This is a genomic window from Rhodococcus sp. 1R11, assembly GCF_004563845.1.
GTDB lineage: Bacteria > Actinomycetota > Actinomycetes > Mycobacteriales > Mycobacteriaceae > Rhodococcoides.
In genome coordinates this window covers 119,844-136,835 of sequence record NZ_SPNG01000002.1, presented here as the reverse complement: position 1 = coordinate 136,835, position 16,992 = coordinate 119,844, and the positions used below count along the sequence as shown (strand labels likewise).

The window sequence follows — 16,992 nt, the reverse complement described above, 5'->3', positions numbered from 1 at the left end:
TCAGTCTCTGGTCAGCTTCCGGTGCGTGACGCGGTGGGGACGCGCCGCGTCGGGACCGAGCCGCTCGACCTTGTTGGCCTCGTAGCCCTCGAAGTTGCCCTCGTACCAGTACCAGGCAGCCTCGTTGTCTCCGAAGCCGCCTTCCCACGCCAGAATGTGGGTGCAGGTGCGGTCCAGGAACCACCGGTCGTGCGAGATGACCACGGCACAACCGGGGAATTCTTCGAGTGCGTTCTCGAGCGATCCGAGTGTTTCGACGTCGAGATCGTTGGTCGGCTCGTCGAGCAGGATCAGGTTGCCGCCCTGCTTGAGCGTCATTGCCAGGTTCAGACGGTTGCGCTCACCGCCGGAGAGAACTCCGGCGGGCTTCTGCTGATCGTGGCCCTTGAATCCGAACGAGCTGATGTACGCGCGCGACGGGAATTCGGAGTTGCCCACGGTGATGAAGTCCAGTCCGTCGGAGACCGTTTCCCAGACCGTCTTCTTCGAGTCGATGCCCGAGCGGTTCTGGTCGACGTAGCTGAGCTTGACGGTCTGGCCGATCTTGACCTCACCGCCGTCCGGCTCCTCGAGCCCGACGATGGTCTTGAACAACGTCGTCTTACCGACACCGTTGGGTCCGATGACGCCGACGATTCCGTTGCGAGGCAACGTGAACGACAGGTCCTTGATCAGCACGCGGCCGTCGAAGCCCTTGTCCAGGCTCTTGACCTCGACCACGACGTCGCCGAGGCGCGGCGGGTTGGGGATCTGGATCTCGTCGAAGTCGAGCTTCCTCGTCTTCTCGGCCTCTGCCACCATCTCGTCGTAGCGAGCGAGACGAGACTTGCTCTTGGCCTGGCGGGCCTTCGCGCCGGAGCGAACCCAGGCGAGTTCGTCCTTGAGCCGCTTCTGCAGCTTCTGGTCCTTCTTGCCCGACACCTCGAGGCGCTCGGCCTTCTTTTCCAGGTAGGTCGAGTAGTTGCCTTCGTACGGGTACAGGTGTCCGCGGTCCACCTCGGCGATCCACTGCGCGACGTGGTCGAGGAAGTACCGGTCGTGTGTCACGGCGAGGATGGCACCGGAGTACGCGGCCAGGTGCTGCTCGAGCCACAGGACACTTTCGGCATCGAGGTGGTTGGTCGGTTCGTCGAGCAGCAGCAGATCGGGCTTGCTGAGCAGCAGCTTGCACAGGGCCACGCGGCGCTTCTCACCGCCGGAGAGGTTGGTGACCGGGGACTCGGGCGGCGGGCAGCGCAGCGCGTCCATCGCCTGTTCGAGCTGCGAGTCGATCTCCCAGGCGTCGGCGTGGTCGAGCTTTTCCTGAAGCTCGCCCATCTCTTCCATGAGCTCGTCGGAGTAATCGGTGGCCATCAGCTCGGCGATCTCGTTGTAGCGCTTGAGCTGGACCATCGTCTCGCCGAGGCCGTCCTCGACGTTCTCGCGAACGGTCTTGGTGTCGTCGAGGATCGGCTCCTGCATGAGGATGCCGACCGAGGCACCGGGAGCGAGGAACGCCTCACCGTTTCCGGGCTGATCGATTCCCGCCATGATCTTGAGGATGCTGGACTTACCGGCGCCGTTCGGGCCGACGACGCCGATCTTCGCTCCCGGGTAGAAGCTCATCGTCACGTCGTCGAGGATGACTTTGTCGCCGTGCGCCTTGCGCACCTTCTTCATGGTGTAAATGAATTCAGCCATGCCGCCCAGCTTATCGGTGCGGGCGCGTCGGAACACCATCGACCGAGCCCGCGCCGAGCCCACATCCGCCGTCCGCGGTCACGAGCAGGCTGCAGCCACCGGGGACGACGGATGTCGGCGGGCCGTCAGGCCGGTATCGCCTCGCGGATGTCGTCACCGATTCGGTCGTGATCCGGCTCGTCCTCCGGTGGTTCGGCGGCGCCCCGCTCGTCGTCGGTGAGTGCCTCGTCAGCAGGTACTTCGGGCGCGACCGTCCTGGTCCGGTGGATTGCCACGTTGCAGCGCGCAAGATCCGGCCCGACGGCACTGGCCCGCATCTCGAGGTCGGATCGTTCGACGCCGTCGCGATTGGTGTATTCGTTGGTGCGCAGCTGTCCGTAGGCGATGATCGGATCTCCCTTCATCAACGATGCGCCGACGCCGCGCACGAGTCGACGCCAGCACGTGACCGTGAGATAGAGGGTGCCGCCGTCGGTCCATTCACCGGTGTTGCGGTCCTGCCGGCGGGCGTTGCTCGCCATCCGGAAGCTGAGGACCTCGTCGCCGGTGGGCGTGGAGCGTTTGACGGGATTGGTGATGACGGTGCCCACAACAGCGCACTGAGCTTCGTACATGGTGTCTTCCTCTCGATGAATGTCGCGTGATTGCGATCGAGATCGACACTGCTACGCCGGAGCCGCCCGTGACGGACGTGTTCGCGAAATGTGGACAACCGCTGAGCCTGTGGATGAACGTCCAGGATCGGCTGGTCATGACGCCACTCGTGTCGGACCGGTGTGCTACTCGGCGGTCTCTACGTAGACGTGCCCACCGAGTGCCGGCACCACCCGTCCGGCGGTGAGCGAAGCCACCAGCGCTGCAGTCGAATCGGCGTCTGCGACGGCGACGGTGAGCACGGCTCGAGCGTCGTAGGCGGTATCGAGCACCGACGCCCCGTGTCCGCGTAGCTCCGATTCGACGCGTCCCACCTCGGCGTGGTCGAGTTCGAGGGTCAGCACGTCGCGTCGCTCTCGGGTGAGAAACCGAGCCTGGGCAAGTGCCTCGGTGACCGCACCGCCGTACGCGCGGGCCAACCCGCCGGTACCGAGCTTGGTGCCGCCGAAATATCTGCCGACCACCGCGACCACGTTGGTCAGCCCATGACCGCGCAACACCTCGAGCATCGGCGTTCCTGCCGTGCCGCTCGGTTCGCCGTCGTCGTTGGATCGCTCGATGCGGTGGGTCGAGTCTTCGTGGACGACAACGATGCCTGCAGCCGAGGATTCGACGATGAATGCCGAACAGTGATGTCCGGCAGTCGGATCCGCTTTACGTGCCGCAGCGATGACCGCGCGAGCGTCGGCCTCGGTGCTCGCCCTGTCCACCACGGTGACGAACCGAGATCTCTTGACCTCGGTCTCGCACACAACCCGGCCGGCGATCGTTCGAAGCTCGCTCACGCGGCAGCCCAGCTCATGCAACAACCCTGATCATGCAGCAGCCCTGCTCATGCAGCAACGCTGTCCACGACATCGTCTGCGGCACGGACCAATTGGGCGTACATACCGTCTTCGGCGAGCAGAGCCTCGTGGCTCCCGACCTCGCGGACGACGCCGTGATCGAGTACCGCGATAGCGTCTGCTGCTCGCACGGTGGACAGGCGATGCGCGATCAGAATGGTGGTGCGGCCGTGCATCAGACCGTCGAGCGCTGTCTGCACTGCACGTTCGGTGCGATTGTCCAGGGCGCTCGTCGCCTCGTCGAGAACCAGAATCGGCGGGTTGCGCAACACAGTTCGGGCGATTGCGATGCGCTGCTTCTCACCACCGGAGAATCGGTAGCCGCGCTCGCCGACCATCGTGTCGTAGCCGTCGTCGAGTCCGTCGATGAAGTCGTGAATCTGGGCGGTCCGAGCGGCAGCAACGATCTCGTCGTCGGTGGCGTCGGGTTCGGCGAACCGCAGGTTCTCCCTGATGGTGGCGTGGAACAGGTAGGTCTCCTGAGAGACGACGCCCACCAGGTCGGCAATGTTCTCCGACGTCATGTGCCGCAAGTCGACACCGTCGATGGTCACCGAGCCGGCTGTCGGATCATGCAGGCGGGCAACGAGATATCCCAGCGTGGTCTTGCCCGAACCGGTTGCGCCGACGAGCGCGAGCGTACTCCCGGCCGGTACGTCGAGGTCGATGTTGGACAACGTAGGGACAGTCGCGGCGGCATAGGTGAAGTCGACGCCACGGAATGCGACATCGCCGCGCACGCTCTCTCGCGAGAGCGTCACCGGGTGCTCGGGTTCGGCGACATCGATGGGCAGATCGAGATACTCGAAGACTCGGCCGAACAGTGCCAGAGATGCCTGAACTTCGACGCCGGTGTTGAGCAATTGCATGGTGGGCCGGAACAATTGGGTCTGCAATGCGGTGAACGCGACCAGGGTGCCGATCGTCAACGCGCTCCCCTGCCCGATGGTGATACCGGCGAACCAGTACACCAGAGCGGGCATCACGGCGAAGCTGATCTGAATGGTCGCCATCCGCCACTTGCCGGCCATCATCGCGGCCAGTTCTACCCCGGCCACCTCGTGCGATCGGTCGGCGAATTTGTCGGTCAGGGCCTGGGCGGAGCCGGTCGTCTTGCCGAGAAGAATTCCACTGACGGAGAGTGATTCCTCGATCTGGACGGACAGATCGCTGAGCAATCTCTGCCGCTCGGTCGAGATCCTGCGACGCTCGTCGCCGATACGGCGCGCCACTCGCACGAAGATCGGCAGGATGATCAACGAGAACGTCGCAAGCTTCCAATCGAGCAGGAAGAGCGCGACCACGGTCGCAGCGACCGTCGTGGCGTTCTGCGCGATGGACGTCGCAGTGTTGGTGACGACGGATTGCATGCCGCCGATGTCGTTCGCGATACGCGATTGCACCTCACCGGTGCGCGTTCGCGCGAAGAATCCTAGGGACTGTCTTTGCAGGTGCGAGTAGACCTGCACGCGCAGATCGTGCATGAGTTGCTGACCGACGCCGTTGGACATCCAGGTCTGCACCACGCCGAGAGTGTTGGTGGCGACTGCAACAGCGATCATGCCGACCGCAATGAGGCTGACGAGCGTGACGTCGCGGTCGGGAATTGCATGATCGAGGAGTTCGCGAAGAAGCAAGGGTGAGGCGAGCGCGATGATGGCGCTGGCCACGATGATCGCGCTGACGACAGCGATCTTGCGCCGGTAGGGCGTGAACAGAGCCAGTACTCGTCGGACGGGCGCTGGGTCGGGTGCGAGTGAAACGCGTTCGGGACGGCTTTCCAAGTAGACCTCCGTAGTAGCTGAAGTAATATGCAGAGGTTACCTCACTATGAGGTTGCGAGCAAGCCTCGCTATGATCCGTCGTATGGACACCGGACACTCGCCCAACCTGAGCGATTCGTTCATGGCCGTTGCCCGAAGAATTCGGCGAAGCCACATGACTGCGCTGGAACCGTTCGGACTCAACCCGTCGCAGAGCAGGGCAATGCACGTCTTGGCCCGCGAACGAGAATCGGTCCGATTGCGCGATCTGGCCGAGCACCTCCGCATCGTCGCGCGATCGGCCACCGACATCGTCGACTCACTCGAAGCGGCAGAACTGGTGACGCGAGCGCCGGACCCGAGTGATCGACGCGCTGTCCTGGTCGAGCTGACCGACGCCGGCCGCGCCCTGCTCGACCGCGTCGACGAGGCTCGACGTCAGGTGTCCGCGGAAATATTCGACGGCCTCGAGCCGGCCGAACGCACCGAACTCGACCGGCTTCTGCACAAGATCGCCGGCAGCGACTGACGAGAAGCTACTGCCTGCCGTCCCGATCACGGCGGGCCAGCTCGGCAAACATCGCGTTGTGCGCGGCCAGGTCGGCGTCGTGGTCACGCTCGGCGGCTCTGTCACCGCGCCTGGCGTCGCGATCGTCGCTGCGGGACCACTGGATCAGCAGTGCGAGCATGACCAGCACCAGAGGCACCTCACCGGTTGCCCACGCGATGCCACCGCCGAGCTTCTGGTCCCCCAGTAGGTCGGAGTTCCAGTCGAGGCCGAGCGTGCGGTAGAACCAGGCACCCATGACGGTGTTCATGCTCATCAGCGCCACACCGAAGAACGCGTGGAACGGCAGTGAGCCGAACACCACGGCGAGTTTGGTGACCGGGGCAATCTTGCGCGGCGACGGATCGACGCCGATGACGGTCCAGTAGAACAGGTATCCGCTGAGCACGAAGTGCAGGTTCATCAACAGATGAGCTCCGTGACTGTCCAGTACGGCTCCGAAGATCCCGCCGAGGTAGAGCACGTAGAAGCCGCCCACGAAGATCAGCGCCGCGACGAGCGGGTGGGTGACGAACTGCGAAAGTCGACTGTGCAGGCCCATCAGCAACCACTCGCGCATCCCCGGGACGCCGTCCTTGCCTGCTGCGGGCAGGACACGCAACGCCAACGTCAGTGCGCCGCCGAGCGCGAGCAGAACCGGCGCGAGCATCGACAACATCATGTGTCCGGTCATGTGCACGCTGAACACTGCCGTGGAATACCGTCCGATGCCCGACGACGTACTGATCAGCAGCGTCAGGCAGCCCAGAACCCAGGCGACGGTGCGACCGACGGGCCACGCGTCGCCGCGCAGTCGCAGCCGACGGACCCCGATCAGGTACACCACGGCCATCACGATCGCGGCGGTGCCGAAGATCAGGTCGAAGCGCCAGTCGAAAGCCATGCGCGCGAACGTCGGCGGCCCACTGAGGTCGTATCCGAGCGCGGCCTCGGTCGGCGTCAGGTTGGGGTCGATCTCGGCGGGCGGAGGTGTCCGCCCGAGTCCGACGGCCAGGCCGACGGTCGCGGCGAGAACGAGCACCTCGGCCCCGGCGAACCGGAGCAGCGGTCCACGGGCGGTGGGATCGGCGATCAACGCGGGCAGTGCGCGACGACGCTGCATCCAGCCGAATCCACCGAGCACGATCAACGCGAGGATCTTGCCCACGATCAACGCGCCGTACGTCGTGGTGAACAGGTCGGCGAGGGACACCCGTACCAGGGCGTTGATTACTCCGCTGATGCCCATGATGACGAAGCAGACGCCGGCGATCGTGGAGAACCGCCGAGCAGCGACGTCGGTGTGCGCGCCGCGTCTGCGGACATGTGCAAGCAGTGCGAACAGCCCGCCCGCCCACAACGACGCGGCACCGAGGTGCAGGATCAGCGAGTTGGTCGCGATGTCGTGCGATCCGCCCGCCGAGGAATGACCACTGAGCGCAATGGGCAGCAGGGTGGCCAACGAGAATACGAGCAATGCCGGCGTCCAGGACCACCGCAGAACCGTGCGCGAGGCAATGGCGACTACGACGGCCATGATGGCCGTCCAACGCCATGCACTGGCGATCTCCACCTGATCCAGCGCGATCCACAGATTCGCCGGCTTCACCGCCTCGGCGAACGGCTGGCCGGAGGTGTCGGACAGCGTCAACGGCACGAGGAGGAGCGCGCAAACGGCCCAGACGATGGATGCCACCGAGCCGGTGCGAACCGCCCGGTAACCGTCCACGTCGAGGACGCCGTTCTTCTGCGGCGGAACCAGGAACGCCGCCAGCAGGAACGAGCCGACCGCGATGACCGCTGCGATCTCACCGATCGCACGCAGGGCAGGCAGTCCGTAGGTGGTGGCCGGCCCGGGATCAGGGATACCGAGCAGGACCAACGCGTCCGACGCGGACAGCATGACGATCAGGGCAGCCACGACACCGGCGATGACGCCGGCAGTGACGAACACCGACGTGGTTGTCGAGCGGGGATCTGCACTGCCCGTGCTCTCGTCCGACCGCACATCGCCGGTGGAGTCCCCGGCGTGCGACGGGTCGGTCTTGTCGAGATCCGGTGTGGCCATACCACCAGAGTAAGAGGTGTTCGGCAGTACTCGAAACGCGAGTCCTACACAGCGTCGTACTTTGCCCCGTCCTCGGCGTCCAGCGAGTCGTGGTGGATGCGTCCGTGCTGCTGCCGGAGAGGCGTGCCGCTCCCGCCCCATCTCTGGGCGATGATCTCCGCCGCGATGGACACCGCGGTCTCCTGCGGCGTGCGTGCACCCAGGTCGAGTCCGATCGGGCTCGACAATCGAGCGAGTTCGGTCTCGGTCACCCCTGCCGCTCGCAACCGGGCGGTGCGGTCGTCATGGGTCCGGCGCGAGCCCATTGCTCCGACGAAGGCCAGAGCCGGAATCCGCAACGCCACTTCGAGCAGTGGCACATCGAACTTCGGGTCGTGAGTCAATACACAGACCACGGTCCGCTCGTCCAACTCCCCCGCCGCCCATTGTTCGTTCAGGTAGTCGTGCGGCCACGCGACCACCACCTGCTCGGCAGCGGGAAAACGCTGCGGGGTCGCAAAGACGGAACGGGCGTCGCAGACGGTGACGCGATAGCCCAGAAAGGCACCCTGCTGCGCAACCGCAGCAGCGAAATCGATGGCACCGAATACCATCATCCTCGGCGACGGCGCATGGCTGGACACGAACACCTGCATTCCCTGACCGCGGCGCTGGCCGTCGGTTCCATACGTCAGAACAGCCGAACGTCCCGCTGCCAGTAGCCCTTTCGCGTCGTCGGCAATGGCGGCGTCGGCCCGCGAGCTGCCGAGGGAACCGCGGATACCCGACTCCGTCAGAACTGCTCTCCGACCGACCCGTGTTGCGTCGGCATGGGCGATCACGGTGGCCACTGCAACCGGGACGTTGCCGCGTACGTTCGCCACGACGTCGCCGAACTCGGGAAAGGTGTGTTTCGACACCGCCTGTACGAACACGTCCAGCGTTCCTCCACACGTGAGCCCGACTGCGAATGCGTCGTCGTCCGACACCCCGTATCGAGTGAGTATCGGAGCACCGGACTGCATCACGTCCTGCGCCGATTCGTAGACGGCACCCTCGACGCAGCCGCCGGACACCGAACCGGCGACCGCACCGTCCTGGCCGACCATCATCGACGCACCCACAGGACGCGGCGCGGAGTCGAATGTCCGCACGACCGTTGCGACCGCCAGCGTGTCGCCGGTCTGCCAGGCGTGCATCAGCTCGTCCAGAATGTCGTGCATCGAACCTCCTTCGGGTGCAGGCCGGAATGTCTACGACATCACAGGCTTCCCCTTGCACTGCTCCCTCAACCCATGCCGGTGTGATCGCCGTAGGCGGAAAGGTACACTCGTCAACCGTGCTCGAGCGGGCCTGTCCGCGCGTGCCAGCCTCCGTAGCTCAGGGGATAGAGCAAGGGCCTTCTAATCCCTTGGTCGCAGGTTCGAATCCTGCCGGGGGCACCCTCTGACCAGCGCGAACGCTGGTCGACTCGCGTTACTGTGGTTGACTTCGCGTAACGAAGGGTTACACGTGCATCAGCTCACTCTCGGAGTCCTCTCACGTTCGCGCAAGCCCGATGAGCGTCGACTACCGATTCATCCTCTTCATTTCGATCGCATCGACGCCGACATTCGAGGCCGAATGTTCCTCGAATCCGGCTACGGCGAACCGTTCGGAATTTCCGACGAGCACCTGGCTACGCAGGTCGCAGGCATCGGAACCCGTGCCGAACTCATTGCTCGCTGCGACGTGATTCTGCTACCGAAGCCACAGGCCGAGGACCTCGAATCTCTCCGAACCGGGCAGACGCTCTGGGGTTGGCCGCACTGCGTGCAGGACGAAAGACTCACCCAGATCGCGGTCGATCGTAAGCTCACGCTCATCGCCTTCGAGGCCATGAACCACTGGACGCAGGACGGCTGGTTCAATCTTCATGTGTTCCACAAGAACAACGAATTGGCCGGGTACTGCTCGGTGCTGCACGCATTGCAGCTGATCGGTTCGACCGGGGACTACGGCCGCAGGTTGCGGGCCGCTGTCATCGGTTTCGGGGCCACGGCTCGCGGGGCGGTCACCGCGCTCAGTGCCCACGGGATTCACGACGTCGATGTCCTCACTCAGCGTGGGGTCACGGCGGTGGGTTCGCCGATCCACTCGGCCAACATCGTCAATTTCGATCTCGACGACGCCGATCCCCGCCAGAGCCGAGCCCTGACTCCCGACGGTCGAATCCCACTCTCGCAGTTCCTTTCCGACCACGATGTGATCGTCAATTGCGTTCTGCAGGATACGAACTCACCATTGACGTTCCTGATGAACGAGGACCTGCCCACATTGACGCCGGGCACGCTGGTCGTGGACGTATCGTGTGACGAGGGGATGGGCTTCGAATGGGCGCGGCCCACGTCGTTCGCCGACCCGATGTTCACCGTCGGTGACAACGTGCACTACTACGCCGTCGACCACAGCCCGTCCTACCTGTGGAATTCGGCGACGTGGGAGATCAGCGAATCGTTGCTGCCGTACCTTCGCGTGGTTCTCGACGGGCCTGCGGCGTGGAGTGAGGACGCGACCATAGAGCGTTCCATCGAAATCAGGGAGGGTGTCATCGTGAACCCCAATATCCTTGCCTTCCAACATCGCAGTGCGGAGTACCCGCACACTGCAGCATGAGCGTCACGTGGGTCGAGGACGGCGTCGAACGGTCCGCGCGATGGCAGTCGGAGAACGGTGCGCCGCCACCGCGGGCGGTGCGGATCGTCGACGACGGGACGACGGCGGACGTGGCCTACAAGCTGGCGACGATCGGCGAGTCTCTGCTGTGGCGTGGCGATTACAACAACGCGCGCCAGCTCCTGTCGGCGATGACGCGGCGGGTACCACCGGCCACACAGCCGGACAACGCGTCGCCCGCCGAGCGGTTCCACCTGCATCGTCAGTACCAGGCGCGACGCGCACGGGTGTTGGGAATGCTACTGGTGCAACTCGATTCGGACCTGCGGCTCGACCTCGGCCGAGCACCGGATGTGCGATCGGCCGTAGCTGAAGCACTGGGTCCCGATGCCTCGGCCTGCGTGCTGTCACTCCGGGAACTCCTCGGGATCATCGGCGCACACGAGTGGCGCCGCAAGGGAGTGTTCGTGCCGGCGCTGGACGCATCCGTTCATCCCCACTACGGGGTGTTCTCTCCTGTCCGCGGTGAGTACATCCAGCTCGTCGCCGACGCACCGCTACCTGCCACGGACCGGGCTTTCGACATCGGGACGGGCTCGGGTGTGCTGGCTGCGGTACTCGCGCGCCGGGGCGTACCTGCGGTGGTGGCGACCGACAGGGACCCCCGATCGGTCGCCTGCGCCCGCGCCAATCTCGACGCACTCGGGTACGGCGATCGGGTCGAGGTGGTGCAGACCGACATCTTCCCGGGCGGCCGCGCGGGATTGATCGTCTGCAACCCGCCGTGGATTCCCACCAAGCCGACGTCGGGGATCGAGCATGCCGTCTACGATCCCGGTTCTCGCATGCTGAAATCGTTCCTCAGCCGCCTCGGCGGGCATCTGACGCCCGACGGCGAGGCCTGGTTGGTGTTGTCCGACCTCGCCGAGTTGCTCGGATTGGTTACGCGCACAGACCTTCTCGCGTCGATCGACAAGGCCGGCCTGACCGTCGTCGACCGGATGGACACCGTGCCATCGCATTCTCGAGCGACCGACGCCTCCGATGTTCTGCACGAGGCCCGGTCGCGCGAGACCACGTCGCTGTGGAGACTGCGCCGCCACTAGCCATCCGCGCCCGAGACACGAAAAGCCGCCCGAGCAATGCTCGGGCGGCTTCGTCGATCGCGCGGTGAGTCAGTGCCGGTCGCGGGTCTCGAACTCTCCGTTGATCACGGTGCCCAGCGGCGCGTCCCGCTCGGCCTTCTTCGCGGCCTCGCGCATTTCGATTCCATCGGTGATCAGATCACCGATCTCGCGAGTGACGTCACGGACCGCTCCGGCGATGATCACCACGATTCTGCCGACGTGTGTCGCCGCAGACTCGGTGAAATCCTGCACGGTGTCCTTGTTACGCTCGAACCTTCCCACCACCAGGACCGCCCCCTTCGAAGTCGTCACGCTGCGTCGGTCTTCTTACGCTCGACGATAACACTGGCCGGGGCCGCCGATCCGGTGAGCGAGTTGGGCAGAGCGAGCTTGAAGATCTTGCCCCACACGGTGCCGATCTGGTGGAAGAAGCCGCCGGTGTTGTACGGCAGGTCGTACTTCTGGCACAGAGCCTTGACCTCGGGCGCGATCTGCGGGTAGCGGTGCGCGGGCAGATCTGGAAAGAGATGGTGCTCGATCTGGTGCGAGAGGTTGCCGGACATGATGTGGAACAGCGGCGAACCCTCGATGTTGGCCGATCCGAGCATCTGACGGACGTACCACTCGCCCCGGCTCTCGTCGGCGGTCTCTTCCTGGCTGAAGGTCTGCACCCCCGTCGGAAAGTGGCCGCAGAAGATGATCGAGTACGTCCACACGTTGCGGATCAGGTTCGCGGCAACGTTGCCGACCACGGTCGAGGCGAAGAACGGCCCGGTCAGAGCGGGGAAGATGACGTAATCCTTGAGCGCCTGCTTGCCCGCCTTGCGCCACATTCCCTGCAGCAACGGCTTGACGTCGTGCCACTTGCGCTTACCGGCGACGATGTTCTCGGTCTCGAGGTCGTGCAGCATGACGCCCCACTCGAAGAACGTCATGAGCAGGAATGCGTAGACCGGGTTGCCGAGGTAGTAGGGGTTCCACTTCTGGTCCTGATCCATGCGCAGGATGCCGTACCCGATGTCGCGGTCCATGCCGACGATGTTGGTGAATGTGTGGTGCATGTAGTTGTGCGAGTGCTTCCACTGGTCTGCCGGGCAGACGGTGTCCCACTCGAACACCTCGGAGTTGAGGCCCGGCTCACGCATCCAGTCGTACTGGCCGTGCATGACGTTGTGGCCGATCTCCATGTTGTCGAGGATCTTCGCGACGCCGAGTGCGCCGACGCCTGCGAGCCATGCCGGCGGGACGAAAGGCAGGTACATCAGTGCGCGACCGGTGATCTCGAGCCCGCGCTGCGCCTTGATGATCTTGTAGATGTATTCGCGGTCCTCGTCGCCCAGTTTGGCGACGGTGCGAGCGCGCAGATCGTCGAGTTCGCGGCCGAGCTCTTCGACCTGTTCGTACGTCAGTACGGTCGGCTCGTCCGGCAACGTCTCGTTGCGTCGGAAGGGAAGGACGGCGGTGGGCAGGATCGAGAGAATCGTTCCGAGCATCTGCTGATCTCCAATTCGATCGGGTGGTGGGCGAAAGCTCCGGGACTAGATGTCGATGTCGACGTCGCCGACGGCAACGGACACACAGAGCTGGATCTTCTTGTCGGATTCGGTGTCGGTCTCACCGGTCTTGATGTTCTTGGTGCAGCCGGACTTCTTCACCGAGGTGCACGTGAAGCAGATGCCCATCCGGCACCCGTTGGCCGGCGACAGACCGGCTCCCTCGGCTTGTTCGAGCAACGTTGCACCGTCGTTCTCGGCGGCGACGTCACTTCCGGAGAACGTGGTGGTTCCGGTGACGTCGTCGCTCACTGTGGCGAAGGACGGCGTGAATTCCTCGAGGTGCAGGCGGTCGCCGACTCCTGCGTCGTCGAAGAACGACGTCACGCCCTTCATCAAGCCCGGCGGACCGCACAGGAAGGTATCCGCGTCGGCGAACCACGGTGCTACGGCGTCGAGATGCTCCTTGCCGAAGAACCCGTGCAGGTCCCCGCCGGTCTTCTGCTCGGTGTACGCGAAGACGAGGTTCACGTTGTCGTGCTCGGCGGCGATCTTCTCGAGCTCCTGCTTGTAGGCGACGTCGTTCTCGGTGTACGCGTAGTGCAGGAAGGTCAGGTCGCTGCTGTACCCCTCGTCCAGCAGCGACCTGAGCATGGACAGCACGGGCGTGATGCCGCTGCCGCCGCTGATCAGCAGCGTGCGCGCCGGGCGTGGCTGGGGAAGCTTGAACGTGCCGTCCGCCTGCGACAGGCTGACGACGAGGCCGACGTGCGCGTTCTTGTGCAGATACTGCGAGACAAGGCCTTCGGGATGCGCCTTGATCGTCAGCTCGATTCGGCCGTCCTTGCGGTACTGCGAACAGGCAGGCGAATAGCAGCGAGTCTGGCGCACGCCGTCGATGACCACACCGACCTGAACGAACTGGCCGGCTTGAAATCCCTTCCACTGTCTGGTGGGACGGATGGTGAGCGTGAGCGAGTCTTCGGTGGACCGATGTATCTCGGTCACTTCACCGCGCAGGTCGCGAACGGTCGTCATGGGGTCGACCAATTCCAGGTACCGATCGAGCGCGTGGGGCGTGGCCATGGCCTCGAACAGGGAAAGAAGCGAGAACTTGCGCGAACCCGAGGGTCGCGTCGGTCGTTCTTGGAGCGTCATTCCATCCTCCCTAACCGGATCGATACCTACGACCCATTCAGTGAACGATTGTGCACTAATATGAGTGTGACAGAGCGACACCGGTACCTGTCAACGTTTATGTGACCGCCATTACAGACCACATGAGGAGTTCACGGGAGCCGAGGAGTAACCGGAGGGGAGATCACAGAATGCCGGCCCATAAACTGGACGTCGTGACAGAACCGGGTACTCGCGCCGAGCGCAAGGAGCGCACGCGGCAGGCCTTGATCGACGGCACCCTGGATCTACTGCGCGAACGTTCGTTCGCCAGCGTAAGCCTGCGTGAGGTTGCTCGGTCCGCGGGCATCGTTCCCACCGCGTTCTACCGACACTTCGCGTCGATGGAAGACCTCGGAGTTGCGCTGGTCGAGGACAGCATGCGCATGCTGCGCCAGATGTTGCGCGACGCCAGGCGCAACCCGAGCACCAAGACGGCCACCGAATCCTTCGGCATCCTGGTTCGTCAGGTACGCAGCCACGAGGATCAGTTCCGCTTCCTCAGTCGCGAGCGCTACGGCGGAGTCACCGAGGTCCGTCGCGCGTTCGCCACCGAGCTTCGTCTGTTCGTCAGCGAGCTGACCATCGACCTCTCTCGCATGCCCGGTCTCGAACGATGGGACGTCGCGGATCTCGAGATGACGGCCGACCTCCTGGTCTCGACGATGTTGACGGCCGTGGTCGGTCTGTTGGAAATCGACCGACCGGGTAGTCAGAACGAGAAAGACCTCATCGAGCGCACCGAGAAGCAGATCCGGATGATCATGCTGGGGATGAGCAGGTGGGAACCGCGACGGGCCTGACCGTCGGGCACGAGCGCAAGCTACGAAGGAGCATCATGACCACCGAGGTACACATCGGCGAGTACACGTTCGAGCTGGCGCAGGCCGGTCCCGTCGACGGCGTACCCATCGTTGCGCTGCACGGCTTTCCACAGACCAACGCGTCGTGGTCGCGGGTGACCCCCGGACTGACGGCCGCGGGCTGCCGGGTCCTGGCCCCCAACCAGCGGGGCTACTCCCCCGGTGCCCGACCGATCGGCGTCGAGCACTACCGCATCGAGCGTCTCACCGAGGACGTTCTCGGTCTGCTCGACGCCTTCGACCTGAACTCGGCGCACCTGGTGGGTCACGACTGGGGTGCTGTGGTCGCCTGGCATGTCGCTGCCGAGCACCCCGACCGCGTCCGAAGCCTCACTGCCGCATCCGTTCCGCACTCTGCGGCGTTCAACTGGGCCATCCGGGAGGATCCCGATCAGCAGCAGCGGTCGCAGTACTTCGGCCTGCTTCGGGAGCCGGAGAAGGCCGAGCGAGTTCTGGTGGAGAACGACGCACAGCGTCTGCGCGCGATGTTCGGTGCCGAGAGCCTCGACGACGAATACGTTCGGCATCTCACCGTCCCCGGGGCGCTGACGGCCGCATCGAGTTGGTACGCCGCAATGACCAGGGAATTCGCGAACCTACCCGCAGTGACGGTGCCGACCACCTATGTCTGGAGCAACGGCGATACCGCCATCGGCCGAGCCGGCGCGGAGCGCTGTGGCGAGTTCGTCGATGCGCCGTACCGATTCGTCGAACTCGACGGCATCTCCCACTGGATCCCCGAGGAAGCCCCCGAGACACTCACGGCCGAGATCCTGAGTCGTATCGGATCGGTCTAAACCTGTTCCGGGGCGCGAACTTTGAGCAGTGCCAGCAGCCCGGCGGCCAGGACGATGATCAGCCCGGCGATGCCGGCGCGGTCGGCATCGAACATCCACACGAACAGACCGAACAGGGACGGCGCGAGGAACGACGCGGCCCGACCCGTCGTCGCGAACAGTCCGAAGAACTGACCTTCGCGCCCGGGAGGTGCCAGTCGGGCCAGGAAAGTACGCGCAGACGATTGCGCGGGCCCCACGAACAGGCACAGGATCAGCCCGAAGATCCAGAACATCGTCGGTCCCGACACGAACAGCAGAATGGTTCCGGCCGCGATCATGGACGTGAGCGAGAAGACGATGACCTTCTTGGGTCCGATCCTGTCGTCGAATCGTCCGGCCACGATGGCACCGAGGCCGGCGATGACGTTGGCGGCGACGCCGAACAGCAGTACGTCCGCCGCACCGATGCCGTAGACGCTGACGGCGAGAACGGCCCCGAAGGTGAAGACCCCCGCCAGTCCGTCTCGGAACAACGCGCTGGCGATCAGGTAGTAGACGGCACGCCGGTCTGCGCTCCACAACTCCCGCACATCGCGAAAGAGAACGCGGTAGGACTCCGCGAACCCGGCCTGTGCAGCCTTGGGGTCGGCAACGGCCCTGGGTACTTCGGGGACTGCAAGCATCACCGGGATGGCCGAGACCGCGAACCACACGGCCGCGAGAACGGCGACGAGTCTGATATTGAGCCCGCCGTCGGTGCTCAGCCCCAGCAGGCCCCGAGTGTCGCCGTCCCCGACGATGAAGCCCAGGTAACACAGGAGCAGCAGCACTATGCCACCGAAATAGCCCATCGCCCAACCGAATCCGGACACGCGTCCGATATTGGCCGGGGTGGAGACCTGCCGCAGCATCGAGTTGTACGGAATACTGGCCAGCTCGAACATGATGGATCCGAGACCGAGCAGCAGCAGCCCGAGCCACAGATAGTGGTAGTCGTCGTGCACGAAGAACAGGCCGGCCATGGCCACCACCGTCAGCGCGGTCAACACCCCGAGTAACCACTTACGTTTGCCCCGCGCGTCGAAGTACTGCCCGCACACCGGCGCGAGCAATGCGATGACGACGCTGGACGCGGCGATCGACCAGCTGAACCACGTGGTCGCCGAGATGGATCCGGGTAGGTCGTCACCGACGGCATCGGTGAGATACACCGAGAACACGAACGTGAGAATCACGGCGTTGAACGCAGCCGAGCCCCAATCCCAGAATCCCCAGGCGGTGACCTGTTTCCGTGTGGTTGCGACTCCGACGACAGCGGCCTCCGGCTGGGTTCCCATGGTTGCCAACACTAGACCGCGCACAC

The 16,992-nt window shown here is 64.5% G+C and carries 15 protein-coding genes and 1 tRNA gene; 6 read left to right on the top strand and 10 right to left on the bottom strand.

Annotation, left to right across the window (positions count from 1 at the left end):
* The 4 genes from ettA to E4P29_RS03865 form a co-directional block, all read right to left on the bottom strand.
* Positions 1–1,680, bottom strand: a complete 1,680-nt coding sequence (gene ettA / locus E4P29_RS03880; protein WP_135042139.1) for an energy-dependent translational throttle protein EttA — start codon at positions 1,678–1,680, stop codon at positions 1–3.
* 125 nt (positions 1,681–1,805) lie between these two features.
* Positions 1,806–2,294, bottom strand: coding sequence for a single-stranded DNA-binding protein (ssb, locus tag E4P29_RS03875; RefSeq protein ID WP_135042137.1), 489 nt, complete (start codon positions 2,292–2,294; stop codon positions 1,806–1,808).
* A 165-nt stretch (positions 2,295–2,459) separates the two neighbouring features.
* On the bottom strand, positions 2,460–3,119 hold the full coding sequence (locus E4P29_RS03870) for a YigZ family protein (protein WP_135042135.1): 660 nt from the start codon (positions 3,117–3,119) through the stop codon (positions 2,460–2,462).
* Between the two features lie 47 nt (positions 3,120–3,166).
* Complete coding sequence (locus tag E4P29_RS03865; protein WP_135042133.1) at positions 3,167–4,963, bottom strand: ABC transporter ATP-binding protein; 1,797 nt, start codon at positions 4,961–4,963, stop codon at positions 3,167–3,169.
* A gap of 82 nt (positions 4,964–5,045) precedes the next feature.
* On the opposite strand from E4P29_RS03865, the gene E4P29_RS03860 reads away from it, so the two are divergent.
* Positions 5,046–5,471: a MarR family transcriptional regulator gene (locus tag E4P29_RS03860; protein WP_245154153.1), complete on the top strand. Its 426-nt coding sequence runs from the start codon at positions 5,046–5,048 to the stop codon at positions 5,469–5,471.
* A gap of 7 nt (positions 5,472–5,478) precedes the next feature.
* On the opposite strand, the gene E4P29_RS03855 is transcribed toward E4P29_RS03860, so the two are convergent.
* Entirely contained in the window at positions 5,479–7,557 is a 2,079-nt protein-coding gene (locus tag E4P29_RS03855; protein ID WP_167735368.1) for a cytochrome c oxidase assembly protein, read from the bottom strand.
* Between the two features lie 44 nt (positions 7,558–7,601).
* Positions 7,602–8,759 carry an XdhC family protein gene (locus tag E4P29_RS03850; protein ID WP_135042129.1) on the bottom strand — a complete coding sequence of 386 codons (1,158 nt, stop codon included), beginning with the start codon at positions 8,757–8,759 and terminating at the stop codon, positions 7,602–7,604.
* Positions 8,760–8,905: 146 nt separating this feature from the next.
* Between E4P29_RS03850 and E4P29_RS03845 the strand changes: the two genes are divergently transcribed.
* The 3 genes from E4P29_RS03845 to E4P29_RS03835 all read left to right on the top strand — a co-directional run bounded on the left by E4P29_RS03845 (position 8,906) and on the right by E4P29_RS03835 (position 11,297).
* A tRNA-Arg gene (locus tag E4P29_RS03845) sits at positions 8,906–8,978 on the top strand.
* A 70-nt stretch (positions 8,979–9,048) separates the two neighbouring features.
* Positions 9,049–10,191, top strand: a complete 1,143-nt coding sequence (locus E4P29_RS03840) for a N(5)-(carboxyethyl)ornithine synthase (RefSeq protein WP_135042127.1) — start codon at positions 9,049–9,051, stop codon at positions 10,189–10,191.
* Complete coding sequence (locus E4P29_RS03835; RefSeq protein WP_135042125.1) at positions 10,188–11,297, top strand: class I SAM-dependent methyltransferase; 1,110 nt, start codon at positions 10,188–10,190, stop codon at positions 11,295–11,297. The genes E4P29_RS03840 and E4P29_RS03835 overlap by 4 nt, the downstream gene beginning before the upstream one ends.
* Before the next feature lie 69 nt (positions 11,298–11,366).
* On the opposite strand, the gene E4P29_RS03830 is transcribed toward E4P29_RS03835, so the two are convergent.
* From E4P29_RS03830 to E4P29_RS03820, 3 genes are read right to left on the bottom strand one after another with little or no spacing between them, the layout of a single operon-like run.
* On the bottom strand, positions 11,367–11,603 hold the full coding sequence (locus E4P29_RS03830; protein WP_027497606.1) for a hypothetical protein: 237 nt from the start codon (positions 11,601–11,603) through the stop codon (positions 11,367–11,369).
* Between the two features lie 23 nt (positions 11,604–11,626).
* Positions 11,627–12,811, bottom strand: a complete 1,185-nt coding sequence (locus tag E4P29_RS03825; protein ID WP_135042123.1) for an acyl-CoA desaturase — start codon at positions 12,809–12,811, stop codon at positions 11,627–11,629.
* 45 nt (positions 12,812–12,856) lie between these two features.
* The gene (locus tag E4P29_RS03820; protein ID WP_135042121.1) at positions 12,857–13,969 is read right to left on the bottom strand and encodes an FAD-binding oxidoreductase; all 1,113 of its coding nucleotides are present in this window, start codon (positions 13,967–13,969) and stop codon (positions 12,857–12,859) included.
* A gap of 170 nt (positions 13,970–14,139) precedes the next feature.
* On the opposite strand from E4P29_RS03820, the gene E4P29_RS03815 reads away from it, so the two are divergent.
* Complete coding sequence (locus tag E4P29_RS03815) at positions 14,140–14,790, top strand: TetR family transcriptional regulator (protein ID WP_245154152.1); 651 nt, start codon at positions 14,140–14,142, stop codon at positions 14,788–14,790.
* Between the two features lie 35 nt (positions 14,791–14,825).
* Positions 14,826–15,647 (top strand): alpha/beta hydrolase, encoded by an 822-nt coding sequence (locus E4P29_RS03810; RefSeq protein ID WP_135042117.1) that lies wholly within the window; start codon positions 14,826–14,828, stop codon positions 15,645–15,647.
* Here E4P29_RS03810 and E4P29_RS03805 read toward each other — a convergent pair.
* Positions 15,644–16,966 (bottom strand): MFS transporter, encoded by a 1,323-nt coding sequence (locus tag E4P29_RS03805; protein WP_135042115.1) that lies wholly within the window; start codon positions 16,964–16,966, stop codon positions 15,644–15,646. The two genes, E4P29_RS03810 and E4P29_RS03805, sit on opposite strands and share 4 nt — an antisense overlap.
* Positions 16,967–16,992: the final 26 nt, after the last annotated feature.

Bases quoted from the DNA above. Each gene is read 5' to 3' on its own strand.
- ettA (WP_135042139.1), bottom strand. From the start codon at position 1,680: ATGGCTGAATTCATTTACACCATGAAGAAGGTGCGCAAGGCGCACGGC.
- ssb (WP_135042137.1), bottom strand. From the start codon at position 2,294: ATGTACGAAGCTCAGTGCGCTGTTGTGGGCACCGTCATCACCAATCCC.
- E4P29_RS03860 (WP_245154153.1), top strand. From the start codon at position 5,046: ATGGACACCGGACACTCGCCCAACCTGAGCGATTCGTTCATGGCCGTT.
- E4P29_RS03855 (WP_167735368.1), bottom strand. From the start codon at position 7,557: ATGGCCACACCGGATCTCGACAAGACCGACCCGTCGCACGCCGGGGAC.
- E4P29_RS03850 (WP_135042129.1), bottom strand. From the start codon at position 8,759: ATGCACGACATTCTGGACGAGCTGATGCACGCCTGGCAGACCGGCGAC.
- E4P29_RS03835 (WP_135042125.1), top strand. From the start codon at position 10,188: ATGAGCGTCACGTGGGTCGAGGACGGCGTCGAACGGTCCGCGCGATGG.
- E4P29_RS03825 (WP_135042123.1), bottom strand. From the start codon at position 12,811: ATGCTCGGAACGATTCTCTCGATCCTGCCCACCGCCGTCCTTCCCTTC.
- E4P29_RS03820 (WP_135042121.1), bottom strand. From the start codon at position 13,969: ATGACGCTCCAAGAACGACCGACGCGACCCTCGGGTTCGCGCAAGTTC.
- E4P29_RS03815 (WP_245154152.1), top strand. From the start codon at position 14,140: ATGCCGGCCCATAAACTGGACGTCGTGACAGAACCGGGTACTCGCGCC.
- E4P29_RS03810 (WP_135042117.1), top strand. From the start codon at position 14,826: ATGACCACCGAGGTACACATCGGCGAGTACACGTTCGAGCTGGCGCAG.
- E4P29_RS03805 (WP_135042115.1), bottom strand. From the start codon at position 16,966: ATGGGAACCCAGCCGGAGGCCGCTGTCGTCGGAGTCGCAACCACACGG.